Genomic DNA, 18,605 nt, shown 5'->3' with positions numbered 1-18,605 from the left:
CGGACGAGCACAGTCACCCTGTGGTCTGACAGGCGCCCGCCCGGTGGCCGGACGAGCACAGTCACCCTGTGGTCTGACAGGCGCCCGCCCGGTGGCCGGACGAGCACAGTCACCCTGTGGTCTGACAGGCGCCCGCGCCCGGTGGCCGGACGAGCACAGTCACCCTGTGGTCTGACAGGCGCCCGCGCCGATGGTCTGACAGGGCACCTCGCTCGCCCGGCCTACCCCGGGCTGGGCCATGGCCGCCCGTTGCTCGGCCGGACCGGGCTGCCTGGTCCACCGGGACCGGGCTGCCTGGCCGGGGCCCTGTTGCCTGGTCACCCAGCCACGCGCGCAGTGCCAGTGGCCTGACCGGAGCGGTTGCTTGGCCGCTCTAGCCTGCCGTCCCCGACCAGCCGTTCCCGGTGGCATGGCTGGGCCACGGCTGCTCGGCCGGCCCGCCCACCAATGGCGGACCGCCGGGGCGGTCTAGTTCCCCAGCAGGAACGTGGTTCCTGTGGCCCAGCTCTTGCCGTCGACGGCGGGGCCGCTGACTGTGGTCAGGGTGCCTTCCGGGCGGCCGTCGGACCACGTCGTCTTGTAAAGGTTGCCGTTGTCGCGGTTGGTGACGTAGAGGGTGTCGCCGTCGAGGAACATGCCGCCGGCGATGCTCCACCGGTCCATCTCGGACGCGACGTGGGCGGTGCCGTTCACAACGCCGCTGCGCGGGTTGAACGACCGCCAGTACAGCCGCGAGCTGCCGGACGTCGTGTAGTAGAGCCGGCCGTCGGTGTAGAGCATCCCCGTCACGGCGGACAGCTCGCCGTAGAACCCCGGCGGTGTGCCGCGGTACGTCTGCCCCGAGCCGGTCTGTACGTCGGACCACTTCGGGTCGCTGTACGGGTCGACGGTCTTGGCCTCGCCGAAGCTGTCGCCGTCGAACGTCCGCTTGCGCAGCAGGTCGTCGCGGTAGCCGTAGTACAGCGTGTCGTTCACCATGAACGCACCGCGGACGTCCGCCCACGTCCCGCCGCCGTCGACCGGCTGGTCGTCGCCAACGGTGGTGCCGTCGACGTGCCGCGCGATCGGCTCGCCGTCCGCCCCGGCCAGGTAGACGTCGCCGGGCAGCGAGCCGGTGTTCTCGTCCGCCACCGTGGCGCCGCCTGCGAACGGGAAGAACGCGACCCTGCCACGGTAGTGCTCCCTGTTCCCCGTGTAGTTCGTGTCCTGGCCGACGTAGAGCCCCGAGTCGGTCAGCCGGAGCACGTCGGCGCCCACTCCACGCGGGTGCCTGGCGCCGTTCCACTCGAGCGGTACGCCGTTACGCGGGTCGAGCGCGGCGATCCCCGGGCGCGGCACCGCACCTGGACCCGCGACGCCGCGGGCGTCCGGGCTGTTGTTCTGCCACCGCTGATGGCCGCCGACGTAGACGGACCTCGCGCTGACCGCGACGGACCGCAGCGTGTCTGCGCCGGTGTACTCGACCCAGGTCGGGGCGACGTCGCCGGTGGCGTCCGTCTCGAACCTGGTCGCGGTGTCGCAGATCTCGCCCTCACCGCCCCAGCCACCGGTGGTGGCGACGACGAGGTACGAACCGTCGGGCGAGTGGTCGACGTCGCGTACGTAGCTATCGAAGCTGTTCGCATTGCACGAGGTCTCGAACGCCGACGTCGACCAGTCCTCGTCCACGGTCGCCGCCGTGGCGCCGAGGTCGATACGGGCGATCTGGTCGCGCGCCTGCCCGTCGGCGCTGGTGAAGTTCCCGATGACGGCGAGCGAGTCGCCGTTCGGCTGCACGTCGATGGCCTTGGCGCCCACCGACCCCTTGGCCCCGGGTGAGCCCTCGCTCCAGTTGTGATGGCCGTCGAGCGCGACGGCGAGGTAGTCGTCGAGCGCGCCGCTCTCGGGGTCGAACGACGCGAGCCCGTGCCGGTTGGTGCCGCCCACCGTGCGGAAGTTGCCGCCGGCGAGCAGGTGGCCGTTCGCCTTGCGCAACGTCTTCACGGTGTGGCTGATGGACGGCGGGTCGAACCCGGGCACGACCTCGCCGGTGTCGGTGTCGAGCAGGGCGAGGTGTCGCCTTGCCGTCCCGTTGATGGACGTGAAGGTGCCGGCGACGAAGACGGTGTCGTCGGTCGGCCCGGGCAGGACGGCTCGTACGGCCTTCCCGTCCACGTCAGGTGTGAAGTCCGGGTCGAGCTTGCCGGTGTCAGGGTCGAACGCCAGCAACATGTTCCTCGGCTGCCGCTGGCTGCTGCCGCGGCTGGCCGCCTCGGTGAAGCTGCCGCCGACGACGACCTTGTCACCGACCTCGGTGATGTCGTACGTCGTGCCGTCCTTGATGTTCGGGGTGTCCGAGCTCGGCTGCTCATTCACCAGCTGGGTGGCGGGCGACGCCGACGCGGCAGGCGCGACGGCCACCAAACCCGCACCGATCAGGACACTTGAAGACAGCAACGCGGACATGCGTAGCCAAACCGGACGCACAGAACTCCCCTACGGATCACGATGCGGACGCCCCAACGAGCGCGGAAACTCTAGGGAAGACGGCGGGCACGCACGCAGCCCGAGCGACAACCGGTAGTTCAAGATCACGGATAGCAAGCAGGAAACGGCACCCTTCCGCGCCGTTCACTCAGCGTCACGCCGATGCTCACGCATCTCGTATGTCCCTGCCAGCTCCCGCCGGGCGGCGCGCCCCGAGGGGCCACGTACAGTGGTGGCGTCGCGGCCGTCTGCCACGGGTCCGCGCCGTGGCGGCCCTCGTGCGCGAGGCCGGTCGTCACCCCTCCGGCGCGCAGTGGCACACTGCACAGTGTCGAAGGCGACTTGTCAGGTAGGAAATGTCGATTTGCCGGGTAGGAGATGTCGAACAACTCGAGTAGCAGCGTGGACCTGTCCGAGGTGACGCGCGGCACACCGTCGTACGCCCTCGGTGCGGGAGCGCTCGCCGACACCGAACTGCTCCTGGCCGGCGCGTTCGCGCCGCTGCGCGGCTTCCTCGGCAGTGCCGACGTCGCCGCCGTACGCAGCGGCCGCACGCTCGCCGACGGCACCCCGTGGCCGGTGCCGATCACCCTCGACGTCCCTGACGAGGTCGCCGCGAACGTGACCACGGGCGGCGCCCTCGTGCTCGAGGACCCCGAGGGCACTCCCGTCGCCCAGCTGCAGGTCGAGGAGAGCTGGCAGGACGACGGCGTCAGCCGGCTGGCCGGCCCGGTGCAGCCGCTGCGGCCGCCGGCGGCCGGCGTGTTCCGCCGCCTGCACCGCACCCCCGCCGAGGTCCGCGCGGAGCTGCCCGCAGGCGACGTCTACGCCGTACTCGTCGACCGGCCGCTGCACTACGACACGATCGCCGCGGCGAAGCTCGCCGCGAACGGTGGGCACCTGCTGCTCCTCGTGCCGACGGCCGGTGGCCGGGAGCTGCCAGCGGAGTCGCTCGTACGTCTCGCGCTCGCGGCCGCCGCGGAGCTGGCGGACGCCACGGTGGTGGCCGTACGGCTGGACCGGCGCAGCGACGCCGACGACGACCTGCTGCTCACCGCCGCCGTGGCCGCGCAGTACGGCGCGACCGCACTGCTGCACGACCGCGACGACACGCACCTGACCGCGCACGCCGCCGTCGCGCTCGCCGCGCTGCCCGCCGTCGCGTACGACTCGAACAGCGGCTACTGGCTGCCCGCCGACGACGTCGCGGCCGACGGCCGGCTGCCGAGCCTGCCCCCGGCCGAGGTCGAGCAGCTGCTCGCCGCAGGCGACCCGCTGCCGTCCTGGTTCTCCCCCGCCGCCGTCGCCGCCGAGCTGCGGCACGTGCGCCCGCCGCTGCCCGAACGCGGCTGCACGGTGTTCCTCACCGGCCTCTCCGGCGCCGGCAAGTCGACCATCGCGGGCGCCCTGCACGACGCGCTCGCCGAGCGCGCAGACCGCACGGTCACGTTGCTCGACGGCGACATCGTCAGGCGGATGCTGTCGGCCGGGCTCGGTTTCTCCCGCGCCGACCGCGACCGCAACGTGCTGCGCATCGGCTACGTGGCCGCCGAGGTCGGCCGGCACGGCGGGCTGGCCATCTGCGCTCCCATCGCGCCGTACCGGAGCACCCGCGCCGAGGTGCGCCGGATGGTCACCGAGCACGGCAGCGGCTTCGTGCTCGTGCACGTGGCGACCAGCCTCGAGGTCTGCGAAGCGCGCGACCGCAAGGGCCTGTACGCGAAGGCGCGTGCGGGTGAGATCCAGGAGTTCACCGGGGTAAGCGACCCGTACGAGATGCCGACCGACGCGGAGCTCACGCTCGACACCGGCGAGCTGCCCGTCGAGGAGTCCGTACAGCGGATCCTCGACTACCTCACGAAGCACGGCTGGCTGCAGGACACGTCCCAGGCGACGGTGACACTGCCATGAACCTGGCGATGACGCTCGGCAGCTTCGTCGTCGGCACCGTCGTCGGGCTCACGGGGATGGGCGGCGGCGCCCTGATGACGCCGATGCTGGTGCTGTTCTTCGGCGTGCAGCCGCTGGCTGCGGTCTCCAGCGACCTGGTGGCGTCGGTGTTCATGAAGCCGTTCGGCGGCTTCGTGCACCTGCGCAGGAAGACGGTGCACCTGGGCCTGGTCAAGTGGCTGTGCATCGGCTCGGTGCCCGCCGCGTTCGCCGGCGCGCTGCTCATCAAGCTGTTCGGCCACGGCGAGGCGGTGGAGCGTGGCGTGCAGATCGCGCTCGGCGTCGCGCTGCTGCTCGCGGCCACGGGGATCGGCGCGAAGGCGTACACGTCACTGCGCGAACGCAGGTGCGGCGACGGCACCGGCAGCAAGGTGCCGAAGAGCATCGCCGTACGGCCGCTCGCGACCGTCATCGTCGGCGTGATCGGCGGGCTGGTCGTCGGGATGACGTCGGTGGGCTCGGGATCGCTCATCATCGTCGCGTTGCTCGCGCTCTACCCGGCGCTGCGCGCGAACCAGCTCGTCGGCACCGACCTGGTGCAGGCGGTGCCGCTGGTGATCGCCGCCGCCGTCGGGCACGTCATGTTCGGCGACTTCCAGTTCACGGTCACCGCGTCGGTGCTCCTCGGCGCGATCCCCGGCGTGCTGCTCGGCGCGCTCGGCTCGAGCCGACTGCCAGGCGGCATCGTCCGCCGGCTGCTGATCCTCGTGCTGGCGGCGTCCGGCCTGAAGATGCTCGGTGCGCCGAACCTGGTCGTCGTGGCCGGCACGGTCGCGGCCGCGCTCGGCACGACCGTCGGCTGGATGCTCGTCAGGCGCAGCCACGGCATGCCGGCCACCGCGCGCAAGGAACGCGCCCGCGCTCAGCGCGACGACGACGGTCAGACCTCCGTCGGCGAGGGGAACGCCTCGCAGGCGGCCAAGTCGGTCAGCGAGTAGCCGAAGGCGTTCGCGCGCGTCTCGTACCGCTCGACGAGCCGTGCGTACTCGGCCCGCCGCCACGGCACGCGGCTGCCCGCCCACCGCTGCCACAGCTCCTCGTAGCCGGCGCTCGCGTCCGCGTGGATGCCCACGGCAGGCACCTCGCCGTGCAGCCCGAGCCAGTCGGCCAGCCCGGCCAGCGTCGGTCGCGGCGCCTGCACCAGGTGCTCGTACTTCAGCACCTGTACGTCGGTGAGCCTGCCGAGGTCGCCGAACAGCGTCTGGTGTGCCGCGAACCAGTTGTCGAACAGGCTCGCCAACGACGCCGTCTTGCGCCACTTCCTGGTGGAGAGCGTGACGACGACCGGGTGGCGCACCATGATGACGAACCGTGCGCGGGGGAAGAGCGCCTGCAGCAGCCGGGTCCGCACGATCGTCGGTGGCGACTTCTCCATCAGGAAGGGTCGCGCCAGGTCCCAGTACGGCGCCCACTGCACGGCCATCCGCTCGGCGTTGGCCTCGGTGGCCAGCGGGGAGTCCTCGGTCAGGTGGGCACCGGGATCGAGCGCGAACCGGCCGGCGCCGCCGTGCACCCGGGCGGCGGGTAGGACGTCCTGCAGGTGCTGGCCCTCGTCCTCCTTCACGCCCGTACTGGACAAGCCGGATACCTCGGGATGACGTGCCAGGGTTGCCGCGAATGGTGACGTTCCGCTGCGGTGCAGACCACCGACGAACACGAACTCGTGCGTGTCGACGAGGCTGCGCCCCAGTCGCTGAGCCGGCCCCCGCTGGCCGTGCGCACCCATCCGCTCCCCTTCCTGCCGCGGCCCAGTGTGACGCGGTGCTGCACGCTGTGCTGGACAAATGGTGTGTGAGCGGTACGTAACGTGAGCGCACATAACGCCTGGGTGGCGCTTCGGCCGCTGTGTTCCACACGGGGGTGCGATCACCCGTACGGTCTTACCGTCGAGAGTTCGCCGTCACGCAACGCGCTCGACACCTGCTCGACGACCTTCGGGGGGGGGCACCGGCAGATGAGTAAGCCCGACGACACCGGACCGGATCACCTCGCAGACTATGGCTTGCTGCTCAGACGACGCTGGCGGATCGTGGCGGCCGGTCTGCTCCTCGGCGCCGTTGTCGGTTTCGTCACCATGCGGGTAGTGCCGCCCACCTACGAAGCGACCACGAACGTGCTGGTGTTGCCGACCGGCGTACCGGGCACAACGGGCAACGTCGCCGGTGGCCGCACCCAGGACGCCATCAACCTGGACACCGAGGCCCAGCTGGTCACGTCCGCCAGCGTGTCGAACCCCGCCGGGGAGCTGATGCACTCCAGGGAGACCGGCGCCGACCTGGCCGAACGGGTCGAGATCACCGTGCCGCCCAACTCCGCGGTGCTTTCGATCACCTACTCGGACAACACGCCGGCCAAGGCCGCCCGTGGCGCCCGCGCCTTCGCGAAGTCGTACCTGACGAACCGGAAGGCCACGGCCGAGCGACAGGCCGACCAGCGGGCCGAGTCACTTGACCGACAGCGCGGTCGGCTGCAGAAGAAGCTGAAGCGTCTCAACGAGGACATCGCCACGCTGCCCGAGGGGACGGAGCGCGACCTCGCCGGCGCGGAAAAGCGGTCGCTCACCTCGCAGATCTCCGACCTCGGTGAGAAGCTCACGCCGCTGCAGGACCCGTCGGTCGACCCCGGCAGGGTCATCACCGACGCCGCGCCGCCCACCGAACCCAGCCAGCCGGTCCCGATTCTGTTCCTCGTCAGCGGTGCCGCACTCGGCCTGCTCGCCGGGCTGTTCCTCGCGGTGCTGCGCGACAAGAACGACCACAGGATCAGGGACGCGAGGGACGTCACGTCGCTGCTCGACCTGCCGGTGCTCGCCGACATCGAGCTGCCCGAGGGCACCTCGGTGTGGACCAACCTGCTGCCGTCGAAGAGCGGTGCCGCGCAAGAGATACGGCAGCTGCAGCACGTCATCACCGGCGGCGCCGGGGCACGCAGGACGGTGCTGGTCACCAGCGCGTCGATCGGCCCGGCGACGCAGCTGCTCGCGGCGAACCTGACGGCCAGCCTCGCCCGTTCCGGCAAGCAGGTCATCCACGTCTGCGCCGACTTCGGCAGCGAGGCGGGCACCCGGATGCTCGGGCTGCGCAACGCCCCCGGCCTCGCCGAGGTGTTGTTGGAGAGCCGGCCGGTCGACACGGTGACACAGGTCGCGCCGGGCAACGCGCGGATCCACCTGCTCGCCCCCGGCCTGCGTACGGGCGACGCCGGCGACCTGCCCAACGACCGGCTCAGCATGCTCGTCGGGCTGCTGGCGAACCGCTACGACCACGTGGTGATCGAGGCACCGACCACCACGGTCACCGCCGACGCCCAGGCGTGGGCACAGCACAGCGACGTCGCGGTGCTGGCCGTGCAGCGGCTGCACACCCTGCGCGAGGACGCGCTCGACGCGGTGAACCAGATGGAGCTGGTCGGCTGCGAGGTGCTCGGGTTGGTCGTACTGCCGCGGCACAAGAAGAACGACGACCACAGCGTGCCGCCGGAGCGCTACCCGCACTCGTCCACCCACCCGGTGGCTGCGCCCCCGAGCCAGCACCGCGCCCAGCGGCGAGCGGCCCAGCCGCCCACGCAGCCCCAACAGCCGGCCGTCGACGAGCCCGAACAGCAGCCGGTGATGCGCGACGCGGGACGGAGCGGGTGACAGCCACCGCACAGCATCGACTCGCCACCGGAGCACGGGGGCGGATGACCGTGCGCCCCGACCGGCTGCCGACCGTGCGGTACCTGCCGCTGCCCGCCGGGTGGCCGCTCTACGCGCTGCTCGGTCTCTTCCCCGTCTGGTGGGCGCTCGGGCTCGGCGAGTTCATCCTGCCGCTGCTCGCCCTCCCGATGGCCGTCGGCATCTGGCGGCGCCGTCCGGTGCGGGTCCCCCGCGGGTTCGCGCTGTGGCTGCTGTTCCTCTGCTGGGTGGCGATCAGCGTCGCGGCCCTGAACCTGGAGGCCCCGGACACGCTCTCCGGCGACGTCGCCACCAGGACCATGGCGGCCGGTTACCGCATGGTGAACTACGTCGCCGTCACGGTCGTCATCCTCTACCTCGGCAACCTCACCGAAGAGGAGCTGCCCAAGCGCCGGGTGGTGGCGCTGCTCGGCGTCTTCTTCCTGCAGGTGGTGCTGCTCGGATGCGTCGCGTTGCTGTGGCCACAGGGCGAGTTCGCGTCCCCGTTCGAGCTGCTGCTGCCGGAGTCGCTGCGCAACAACGGGTTCGTCAGCGGGCTCGTGCATCCACAGCTCGCGCAGAACATGGCGGTGCTCGGCGACCTGTCCGCACGGCCGGCCGCGCCGTTCCCTTACACGAACGCCTGGGGCAACGTCACCTCGGTGCTGCTCGTGTGGTTCGTCGCCTGGCAGTGGGCACGCCGGACGACCGGGCACAAGGTGTTCGCCGCCGTGGGCGTCGCCGTGGCCGCGATCCCCGTCATCTACTCGGTGAACCGCGGCGTATGGATCGGCCTGCTGGTCGCGCTGGTCTACGTCGCGGCGCGGATGGCGTTGCGCGGCAACGTCCGTGTGCTCGCCGGCATCGTCACGGCGGTCGTGGTCGGTGGCGCGGTGATCGTCGCCACGCCACTGCAGGGCGTGGTGGTCGAGCGGCTGAACAACCCGCACAGCGACCAGGGCAGGTTCGCGCAGGACAAGGTCGCGGTCGTCGGCGCCCTGCACTCGCCGGTCATCGGGTACGGCAGCACCCGCAACATGGCCGGCAGCCGCCAGTCGATCGCCATCGGCAAGAGCGCTTCCTGCCCGAAGTGCGGCAACTCGTCCACCGGCGGCGCCGGCCACATCTGGCTGCTGCTCTTCGCGCACGGGTTCGTCGGCGCCGCCCTGTACCTCGGCTTCTTCGGTTACAACCTGTGGCGGCACCGGCGCGACTACACTCCGATCGGCGTGGCCGCGTCGACCGTACTCGTGCTCTCGTTCGTCTACCTGCCGTTCTACGGGGCGATCGGCATGCCGCTCACGCTGAGCTTCGTCGCCATGGGCCTGCTGTGGCGCAACGCGCAACCTGCGGGAGAGGTGGTGTCGTCGTGACGGAGCACGACCAGACGGCACGCGCCCGCTACCTGGCGGAGACCGCGCAGCTGCTGTGGCCACCGCCGGCCGTCGTCAACACCGGGCCGCGCAACGGGAACCGCGTGGTGAGCGAGTTCCTCGTGTTGCCGAGCCTGGCCGACGCACGCCTGCTGCTGCCGCTGCGCGCGCGCCGCGCAGCGGCAGCGGTGGCGCTCAGGTACGCCGAGCCGCGCTCGCTGGGACGCAAGGCCCGCGCCCACGCGATGTCGCTCGCGACCTCGACCGGTGTCGCGCAGGCACTGTTCCGCAGCCGGTTGCGCATCGAACTGCCGCTTGACGAACCGAGCGCCGAGCTGGACACCGTCGAGACGCTGCTCTGCGACGTACTCGGCGAGCAGGCGCTCGTCGGCCTGCATCTCACCAGACCGCGCGCGAACCGGAAGCCGGTCGTGCAGGCGCTCACCACACATGGGCAGCTGCGTGCGGTCGCGAAGATCGGCACCGGCGACCTCACCAGGTCGCTGGTGGCCGCCGAGGAACGCAACCTGCGCATGCTCGGTCGGCAGCGCACGACGACGTTCGCCGTCCCCAGGGTCCTCGACTTCCGCAGCTGGCGTGGCCTGCTGGTGCTGACGGTGACGGCGCTCCCCGTCGATGCGCCACGGGCGCCGGCAGCACCGGCAAGGCTCGCGGGCGTGGCGAGCGAGATCGCCGCTACCGCGACAACCGCAGAGACCGTCGCGCGGGAGAGCCGCTACGTCGCGGCGTTGCGGGTCAGGATCGGTCGGCTGCGCCAGCCCGCCGCACAACAGCTGCGGCAGGCACTCGACGCCGCGCTCGACGCCGCCGGCGACGGCACGTTGCGCTTCGGCGCGTGGCACGGCGACTTCACCAGGGCGAACCTCGCGGTGTTGCACGACAAGGTGCTGGTGTGGGACTGGGAACGTTACGGCGCCGGCGTCCCCGTCGGCTACGACCTCGCGCACTACTACGTGCAGCACGACATCCTGGCGCGGCACGACGACGTGTCCGCGTACCTGACCGGCCTGATCGACCGGTCACCCAACCTACTGGCACCGATGGCCCTCGACCGCGACGAAGCCACGCTGGTCATCAAGCTGTACCTCGTCGAGATCGCCACCAGGTACGTCGCGGACAGGCAGGACGAGATGGGCGAGCTGCACGACGTCCTCCCCGAGCTGCTCGAGTTCCTCGCCGGGCTATGAGGTGAGCTGAGTGCCGCGGTTCTTCAACGACCTGCCACCGGCCGTACGCCGTCCGGTGAGCACGGTGGTGCGTACGGCGGGCAAGTTCACCAGTAGCGCGCGAATCCTCCCGTCTGCGCTCATCGTGGGCGCGCAGCGGGCCGGCACCACGTCGCTGCACAGGACGCTGCTGCAACACCCCGCGATCCTCGGGCCGTTGCACAAGAAGGGCGTGCACTACTTCGACGTCAGCTACCCGCAGGGCGGCGACTGGTACCAGGGGCACTTCCCGCTGCGCGCCTCCGTACGTCGGCTCGCACAACGCGTCGGCGTGCCGCCGATCGCCATCGAGTCCAGCCCGTACTACATGTTCCACCCGCTGGCGGCGACGCGGTTCGCGCGCGACCTGCCGGGCGTACGGGTCGTCGTGATGCTGCGCGATCCGATCGCACGCGCCTATTCCGCGTACACGCACGAACGGGCGCGCGGCTTCGAGACGGCGGAGTTCGCCGACGCGCTCGCGCTCGAGGAGGAGCGGTTGGCCGGTGAGGAGACGCGGATCCACGCGGATGCCGGCTACATCAGCCACGCGCACCGGCACAACGCCTACCTCGCGCGCGGCCGGTACGCCGAGCAGCTCGCCAACCTAACCGCTGCGGTCGGCAGCGGCCGCGTGCACGTCGTCGACTCCGGCGACTTCTTCACCGATCCGGCAGCGACGTACCGCGAGGTGGTGGCGTTCCTCGGCCTCCCTGACTGGCCCGCGGTCCACCACGAGCAGCACAACGCGCGGCCGCGCACCGACCTGGACGCCGCGACGGCCGAACGGCTGCGTGCCTACTTCGCCCCGCACGACGAGCAGCTGGCGACGTGGTTGGGCTGGCAGCCGAGCTGGCTGCGATGAGCGAAGGAGCCGACGAGCGCACCGGAGGCGGGGGCCGCGACGCGGCCGCCCCCAGCAGCCAACCCCTCCGCGGCACCCGCCGGAGTAAGCGAGGAGGCGGTCGCGTGGCAACGCTGACCGAACGCACCGAGCTGCGCGTCGTCGCCAGGGGCGGCGCGCTCAACCTGGTGGGTGCGGCGGTCACCGGTCTCGCCGGGCTCGCGCTCACCGTGGTGGTCACCCGCCTGGTGCCACAGTCCACCGCCGGCGTCTTCTTCACCGTGACGTCGCTGTTCATCCTGCTGGTCGCCGTCGGGCAGCTGGGTTCGGACACCGGGCTGGTCTACTTCCTCGCCCGCGTCCGGGCGCTGCAGCGTCCTGCCCTGGCGCGCAGCTACCTCGCCGCCGCGATCCGCCCTGCAACAGCGGTCAGCGCCGCGGCCGCAGTGGCGCTGGCGCTGCTCGCGTCACCGCTCGCGGACATGCTCGCGGCCGACCAGCATGCGCTGGCCGTTGGCTACCTGCGGCAGGTGGCGGTGTTCCTCCCGCTGGCCGTACTCGCCAACCTCTGCCTGGCGGCGACACGTGGCTACGGCACCATGCGGCCGACCACGTTGGTGGAGAAGCTCGGCCGACCGGTCACCCAGATCGCCGCGGTCACGGCACTCGCCGGCGCAGGCGGCTACGCGCTGGCGGCCGGCTGGGCGCTGCCGTACCTGCCCGCGGCGGCCGTCGCGTGCTGGTGGCTGTACCGCATGCGCCGCAACCACGCGACGAGGGACGAACCCACCGCCTCGGTGGCCAGGGAGTACTGGAGCTTCGCGCTGCCACGCGCCCTCGCGAGCGTGGGGCAGCTCGCGCTGCAGCGGCTGGACATCCTCATCGTGGCGGGGTTGCGCGGACCGGTGGACGCGGCGGTCTACGCCGCGGCCACCCGCCTCCTGGTCGTCGGGCAGCTCGCGAACCAGGCCATCTCGATGGCCGTACAGCCACGGATCGCCGGGCTGTTGGCTACCGAGGACCCGGCCGGCGCCAACCGCGTGTACCGCTCGTCGACGGCGTGGCTGGTGCTGCTCGCGTGGCCGTTCTACCTGCTGGTCGCCGGCTTCGCGTCGCAGATCCTGTTGCTGTTCGGCCGCGACTACGTGGCCGGGCAGCACGTCGTCGTGATCCTCTGCCTGGCGATGCTCGCCGCCACCGCGTGCGGCATGGTCGACGTGATGCTCAACATGGCCGGCCGCACCACGTGGAACCTGGCCAACGTCACCGTGGCCGTGGTCGTCAACGTCACCTTGAACGTCCTGCTGATCCCCGCGTACGGGATCGTCGGCGCGGCCGTTGCCTGGGCGGTCGCCATCGTGGTGAAGAACGTCCTGCCGCTGGCGCAGATCTGGCGCACGCTCGGGCTGCATCCGTTCGACCGCGGCAGCGGCACGGCCGCCGCACTGGCCGCGGGCTGGTTCGGGCTGCTACCGCTCGGCGTGACACTTCTCACCGGCCCCGCACCGACCATGGCTGCGCTGACGGCGGCGATCGCGCTGGTGGGATACCCGTGCTGTCTCTGGCTGTTCAGGCGCACACTGCACCTGGACGTCCTTGCCCAGAGTCTGGTGCGTGAAAAGACCCAATAGGGTGGTTATATGGACGACCGCCTCTTCAGCGACCCACCGGCCGTCATCGGGCACCGCGGCTTCGGCAAAAACGCCGAAGGGCGCCCGCAGGAGAACACCGTGGCGTCGTTGCACGCAGCCGCAGAAGCCGGCGTCGACTGGATCGAGTTCGACGTGCGCCGCACGTCCGACGACCAGCTGGTGGTGCTGCACGACCCGGCGGCCGACGACGGCACGCTGGTCGTCGAGCACACGGCCGCCCAGCTCGCCGAGCTCGGCATCATCACGCTCGAGAACGCGCTGGCCACGATCCCCGTCACGATCGGCGCGGACATCGAGGTGAAGCCGTCCGCGGAGGACGCCCTGGTCGCACCGGACGACACCACCGCCGCACTGCTGTGCCCGTACCTCGCCCGCGAACGCGGCAACCGCCCGCTGCTCGTCACGTCCTTCGACCCGACCTCGTTGCTGCAGGTGCGCGAACAGGTACGGGACGTACCGTTGGGCTACATCACCTGGCTGAGCTTCCCGTTCGACATGGCGGTGGCGAGCGCCAAGCACCTCGGCGTACAGGCGTTGATGGTGCACACCGCGAGCTACGACCCGCCGAAGCTGCCCGGCAGACGCCAGCCCGAGGACGTCATCGACATAGCGCACAAAGCCGGCCTCGAACTCGGCGTGTGGGCCCCGCCGCCCGAGGAGTTGGAGCGCTACGTCGCCGCCGGCGTCGACGCCATCACCGTGGACGACGTCCCTGCGTCGCTCGACGTCCTCCGCGACCGCTCGACTTCCTAAACACACTACGTTGCGTTCCTAGCAAGATCATTTCGGTGAATTCGTGGTGACGCTCCGTTCGACGGAGCACGCGTAGAGATCTCTGCCTCCCCCTCCCGTGGCAAGGTCATGGCCACTTGCCGCTGCAGCCGACATGCCGGGCTCGCTCAGCGCTTGGAACGATCACCGATGCCCATCGGGGGCAAGAGGGGTTAGTGCATGTCGGTCGTCGACAACACTCCAGGCACTGCTGAGCCACGAACGCGTACCGTCGAAGCCAGCCGCTCGGTCATGCGCTGGCAGCGCACGTACCAGCGCCGCATCGCCTGCACCGACCTGCTCGTCGGTGCCCTGGTCGGCAGTCTCGCGTTCTGGGCACGGTTCGACGTGGTCGACTACAGCGTGCCGTACCTGGTCGGCTCCGCGCTCTTCCCGTTCGGGTGGGTACTGCTCCTCGCCGTCGTACGTGCCTACGAGCCGCGGTTCCTGTTCGTCGGCACCGAGGAGTTCCGCCGCGCTGCCGTCGCCGGCGGGATCCTGCTCGTCGGCATCGCGTTCATCTCGTACCTGGGCAAGATCGAGGTCGCGAGGAGCTGGGTGCTGCTGACCGTGCCACCGGTGACGGTGGCGACACTGGTCGCCCGTTACGCGTGGCGGAAGCACCTGCACTGGCGACGCGCGACGCGCAAGCAGTACATGCACCGGGCGATCGTGGTCGGCTACGAGCGCGCCACCGCGAACCTCTACCGCACGCTGCAGCTCAACCCGTACCACGGTCTCGACGTGGTCGGCGCGTGCCTGCCACCGGCCAGGCTCGCGACGACGACCGGTGTCATCACCGACTGCGACATCCCCGTGCTCGGTGGGTTCTGGGACGTACCAGCGGCCGTAAGGGAGTCCGGCGCCGACGTCGTCGTCGTGCTCGCCTGCCCGGAGCTCGACGGTCCTGCCATGCGACAGCTCGCGTGGGGGCTCGAGGAGACCGGCACCGAACTGCTGGTGGCACCGATCTTCCTCGAGGTGGCCGGCCCGCGGGTCAGCGTGCGACCGGTCGCCGACCTCCCGCTGATGCACGTCGAGCACACCGAGCTCACCCAGTGGCGCCGCCTGCTCAAGTCGACGTTCGACCGCATCGGCGCGGCGCTGGGGCTGCTGCTCGCCGCACCGCTGATGACCGCGGTCGCGCTGGCCATCAAGCTCACCGACGGCGGTCCGGTGCTCTTCCGTCAGGAGCGGGTCGGTTACCGCGGCAACAGGTTCGAGATGTACAAGTTCCGCAGCATGCGCATCGATGCCGAGGACATGCTCGACGACCTCCTCACCTCCAGCGACTCAGGCAGCGTCCTGTTCAAGATGCGCGCGGACCCGCGGGTCACGAAGGTCGGTCGGTTGCTGCGGCGGTTCTCCCTGGACGAGCTGCCGCAGCTGGTCAACGTACTGCGCGGCGAGATGTCGCTGGTCGGCCCACGCCCACCGCTGCCCCGCGAGGTCGAGCAGTACGAGTGGGAGGTGCACCGGCGGTTCGCCGTACGTCCTGGCATCACCGGACTCTGGCAGGTCAGCGGACGCTCCGACCTCGAGTGGAACGAGGCGGTACGACTGGACATCCGCTACGTCGAGCAGTGGTCGCTGTTGCTCGACATCCTCATCATCTGCCGCACCGTCGGCGCCGTGCTGCGCAGGTCGGGAGCCTACTGACGGCGCTGTGCGAGCACCCGCCGGCCGAACTTCAGCAACTCGACCGAGTACCGGTACGCGAGCCGGCGCGGTTCACGCATCCACCGGTACGCCCAGCACAGGCGCAGCTTGCTCACGAGCGTCGGGTAGAACTGCAGCCGCTCGGCGAGGTGGTCGATCCAGCTACCGCCGGTCATGACGACGGGGACGTCCAGGCGGCGCAGGTTGTCCACCACGAAGCGCTGCTGGTTCGGCGTGGGGATGCCGACGATCAGGAAGTCCGGACGGGCCTCGTTCACCGCTGCCACCATGCGGTCGAACGCCGCGGGCGAGTACGTGCCCGGCGTGCCCTCCTCGACGTCCAGGAAGCCGTGCATGGTGCCAGCCACGACCAGGCCGGGGAACGCGTCGCTCATCCGCCGCGCGGCCTCGTCGGCGACGCCAGGCGCCGAGCCGAGGAAGAAGACCCGGCTGCGATGCTCGGCGAGCAGGCCGAACAGCGGCCGCACGATGTCGTCGTTGGCAAGCCGCACGGGGATCCTGCGGCCGAGGATCCTGGCGGCGAGCATGATGCCCCAACCGTCGGTAAGCACCCGGTCGAACGAGTTGACCAGGTCGCGCAGCGGCGGGTCGTCGGACGCCGCCATCAGGTAGTTCGGGTTGGCGAACGTGACGGTCAGCCGGCTGCGCCGTTCCAGCGCCACGGCCACGTCCGAGCTGAACTCGGCCAACGTGGTCGCGTGTACGTGCACGCCGAGCACGTCCACGGTCGGCCGCTCGACGGCGGCTTCCTGTTCGTGCGAGTGCAGAGGTGCGCTCACCGGACTCCCGTCGGTGTGTGGTCGGGGATGTTGCGGAGCACGTCGGCCAGCCCTTCGGTCAGGTCCACCTGCGGGCGCCAGGACGTCGCACGCTGCAGTGCGGTCGAGTCGGCGACCAGGTGGCCGTCGTCACGGCGCTGCCGCGCCGGGTCGGGCACCACGTTTCGCGGTACGCCGGATAGCTCGGTCAACGTGTCGACGATCACGTCCACCGTGGTGCCCACGCCGGTGCCGACGTTGTAGGTGTGCACACCCGCCGGCAGGTCCGCGAGCCGCCGCATGGCGGACACCACGTCCAGTACGTGCACGTAGTCGCGTTGCGGCCACCGGTTGCCGAGCCGGATCTCGCCACCCAGGTCATGGCACAGCGAGGGGATCAGGTGGTCGTTCAGGTCACCGGGTCCGTACACGTTGGCCAGGCGCGGCATCGCCACCGTGCACGCCGGGTGCTCGGCGGCGAAGCCCGTCATCAGGTCCTCCCCCAGCACCTTCGTCGTGGCGTAGACGTTGCTCGGGCTGCGCGGGGCCTGCTCGGTCGTCGGCTCGTCGCGGAAGCCGTACACGGCCATGCTGGACGCGAACAGCACGCGCGCCGGTCGCTGCACACGCAGCAGGTCGAGCAGCCGGCTGGTGCTTTCGACGTTGGCGTGGTGGGTGGCTTCCGGGTGCCGCTCGCACCACAGGATGAAGTGCAGCGCGGCGAGGTGGAACACCGTGTCGGGCTCGAACTCCGCCACCGCACGGCCGGCGGCGGGGCTGTCGACCGCCTCTGTCACCACCGTCACACCGGGACCCGGTGTCGGCACCGCCTGCCCTACCGAGAGGTCGTCGACGACGAGCACCTCGGCGCCGTCGGCCAGCAAGTCACGAACCAGGGCGGAACCGATGAAACCGGCACCACCGGTGACCAGGGCACGCACTCAGTTACCTCGCAGGTGTCGATCGATGAAAGGGGCGACGACGGGACACCCTCGGCGACGAGTACATCAGTGTGCACGAAGTTGCTCGGTCAACCGAATTGTCAACGCGGCCCGACCGCCCCGGTGGTGGAGCCACTACGTAACGCACGGGTGCTACGCAGGCCGTAACGGAGCGGAGTGCAGGTGGGCACCTACCAACCGGTCGTCACCGACAGCGACGCCGGGAGCTGCCAAGCTCGTGCCGGCGTCTCTGACGAGGGGAATGATGGCACGCACCCGCCACATCGCATGCCTGCTGACTGCGATCGCCGGATGCGTAGCGCTCCTCGGCTGCCAGTCCGGTGCCGGTCAGGCACAGAAGACGAGCAGCCCACCGACCCACACCCCCACGCACTACGACGTGTCCGGCCCCGAGCCGCCTGCGCAGGGAAGCTGGCTCGGCGCCGCCGTCACGCCGGACGAGTACACGCCACCAGGCCGCATCCGCGCGTACGACGAGTTCGAGCAGGACACCGGCCGTCAGCTCGACGTCGTGCACACGTACCACAAGTGGCACGACCCGTTCCCCGACGAGGTGGACGCGTACTTCGTCTACTCCGGGCGCCAGCTGCTCACCGGCTGGGCCGGCTCGGACTGCCCGGGCATCGCCGCGGGTGAGTACGACGACCTGATCAGGCAACGGGCGAGGGAAGTGAAGGCGTTCGGCAAGCCGGTCATGCTCGCCTTCCGGTGGGAGATGGACCGACCGAACCTGCGCGGCGAGGTCGGCTCCGCGGCCGACTACGTCGCGGCCTGGAAGCGGACGAAACGGATATTCGACGAGGTCGGTGCGACCAACGTGGGCTGGGTGTGGGCACCGACCGCTGAGGGCTTCACCAAGGGCTACGCGCAGGACTTCTACCCCGGCGACGAGCACGTCGACTGGATCGCCGTGGACGCGTACACCGGCATGGAGGTGCGGCCGTTCGGCACCGTCATGGCGGCGTTCATGCGTTTCGCCCGACGCCACGAGAACAAGCCCGTGATGATCGCCGAGTTCGGTCTCTCCCACCGCGGCGGCAACCGGCCCGGTTGGCTCGCCGCCGCGCGTACCTATGTCAAGGACAACCCCGAGATCAAGGCCGTGCTCTACTTCAACGGCGACATGAACGACGGGCCCACTCGACAGTTCGCGCTGGACAACTCGGCGAGCGGGCGCAGGGCGTTCCACTCCTGGTTGTCCGACCCGTACTTCAACGTCAGGGACCATGAGGTGAAACAGCCCCGGTGACCAGCGCCCAGGCACGCCA

General features: G+C 70.7%; 14 protein-coding genes. 10 read left to right on the top strand and 4 right to left on the bottom strand.

All coding sequences use genetic code 11. The annotated features are described in order from the left end of the window. Positions 1-468 precede the first annotated feature (468 nt). Positions 469-2,445: a hypothetical protein gene (locus tag GEV07_10145; protein MQA03059.1), complete on the bottom strand. Its 1,977-nt coding sequence runs from the start codon at positions 2,443-2,445 to the stop codon at positions 469-471. A 399-nt stretch (positions 2,446-2,844) separates the two neighbouring features. On the opposite strand from GEV07_10145, the gene cysC reads away from it, so the two are divergent. Together cysC and GEV07_10135 are read left to right on the top strand one after the other, a co-directional pair. Continuing rightward, positions 2,845-4,377 carry an adenylyl-sulfate kinase gene (gene cysC, locus GEV07_10140; GenBank protein MQA03058.1) on the top strand — a complete coding sequence of 511 codons (1,533 nt, stop codon included), beginning with the start codon at positions 2,845-2,847 and terminating at the stop codon, positions 4,375-4,377. An 8-nt stretch (positions 4,378-4,385) separates the two neighbouring features. Beyond that, positions 4,386-5,354, top strand: coding sequence for a TSUP family transporter (locus GEV07_10135; protein ID MQA03057.1), 969 nt, complete (start codon positions 4,386-4,388; stop codon positions 5,352-5,354). Here the strand turns inward: GEV07_10135 and GEV07_10130 are convergent. Beyond that, complete coding sequence (locus tag GEV07_10130; GenBank protein MQA03056.1) at positions 5,297-6,235, bottom strand: hypothetical protein; 939 nt, start codon at positions 6,233-6,235, stop codon at positions 5,297-5,299. The two genes, GEV07_10135 and GEV07_10130, sit on opposite strands and share 58 nt — an antisense overlap. Before the next feature lie 135 nt (positions 6,236-6,370). On the opposite strand from GEV07_10130, the gene GEV07_10125 reads away from it, so the two are divergent. From GEV07_10125 to GEV07_10095, 7 genes are all read left to right on the top strand, one after another. Further along, positions 6,371-8,053 carry a hypothetical protein gene (locus GEV07_10125; GenBank protein MQA03055.1) on the top strand — a complete coding sequence of 561 codons (1,683 nt, stop codon included), beginning with the start codon at positions 6,371-6,373 and terminating at the stop codon, positions 8,051-8,053. 44 nt (positions 8,054-8,097) lie between these two features. Next, entirely contained in the window at positions 8,098-9,444 is a 1,347-nt protein-coding gene (locus GEV07_10120) for a hypothetical protein (protein MQA03054.1), read from the top strand. Then, positions 9,441-10,652, top strand: a complete 1,212-nt coding sequence (locus tag GEV07_10115) for a phosphotransferase (GenBank protein ID MQA03053.1) — start codon at positions 9,441-9,443, stop codon at positions 10,650-10,652. Before GEV07_10120 ends, GEV07_10115 begins: the two co-directional genes overlap by 4 nt. A gap of 31 nt (positions 10,653-10,683) precedes the next feature. Further along, positions 10,684-11,535: a sulfotransferase gene (locus tag GEV07_10110; protein MQA03052.1), complete on the top strand. Its 852-nt coding sequence runs from the start codon at positions 10,684-10,686 to the stop codon at positions 11,533-11,535. Further along, positions 11,532-13,145, top strand: coding sequence for an oligosaccharide flippase family protein (locus tag GEV07_10105; protein ID MQA03051.1), 1,614 nt, complete (start codon positions 11,532-11,534; stop codon positions 13,143-13,145). Before GEV07_10110 ends, GEV07_10105 begins: the two co-directional genes overlap by 4 nt. 9 nt (positions 13,146-13,154) lie before the next feature. Next, positions 13,155-13,919 (top strand): glycerophosphodiester phosphodiesterase, encoded by a 765-nt coding sequence (locus tag GEV07_10100; GenBank protein MQA03050.1) that lies wholly within the window; start codon positions 13,155-13,157, stop codon positions 13,917-13,919. Positions 13,920-14,189: 270 nt separating this feature from the next. Continuing rightward, positions 14,190-15,596 carry an exopolysaccharide biosynthesis polyprenyl glycosylphosphotransferase gene (locus GEV07_10095; protein ID MQA03049.1) on the top strand — a complete coding sequence of 469 codons (1,407 nt, stop codon included), beginning with the start codon at positions 14,190-14,192 and terminating at the stop codon, positions 15,594-15,596. On the opposite strand, the gene GEV07_10090 is transcribed toward GEV07_10095, so the two are convergent. Next, positions 15,590-16,384 carry a glycosyltransferase gene (locus GEV07_10090; protein MQA03048.1) on the bottom strand — a complete coding sequence of 265 codons (795 nt, stop codon included), beginning with the start codon at positions 16,382-16,384 and terminating at the stop codon, positions 15,590-15,592. The two genes, GEV07_10095 and GEV07_10090, sit on opposite strands and share 7 nt — an antisense overlap. Before the next feature lie 8 nt (positions 16,385-16,392). Continuing rightward, a complete protein-coding gene (locus GEV07_10085; protein ID MQA03047.1) occupies positions 16,393-17,316 on the bottom strand; it encodes an NAD-dependent epimerase/dehydratase family protein in 924 nt (307 codons plus the stop codon). Here GEV07_10085 and GEV07_10080 point away from each other — a divergent pair. After that, on the top strand, positions 17,282-18,586 hold the full coding sequence (locus tag GEV07_10080) for a hypothetical protein (GenBank protein ID MQA03046.1): 1,305 nt from the start codon (positions 17,282-17,284) through the stop codon (positions 18,584-18,586). The two genes, GEV07_10085 and GEV07_10080, sit on opposite strands and share 35 nt — an antisense overlap. Positions 18,587-18,605 lie beyond the last annotated feature (19 nt).

It is taken from the genome of Streptosporangiales bacterium (genome assembly GCA_009379825.1).
Taxonomy (GTDB): domain Bacteria; phylum Actinomycetota; class Actinomycetes; order Streptosporangiales; family WHST01; genus WHST01.
This window is presented reverse-complemented; position numbering and strand designations above follow the sequence as displayed.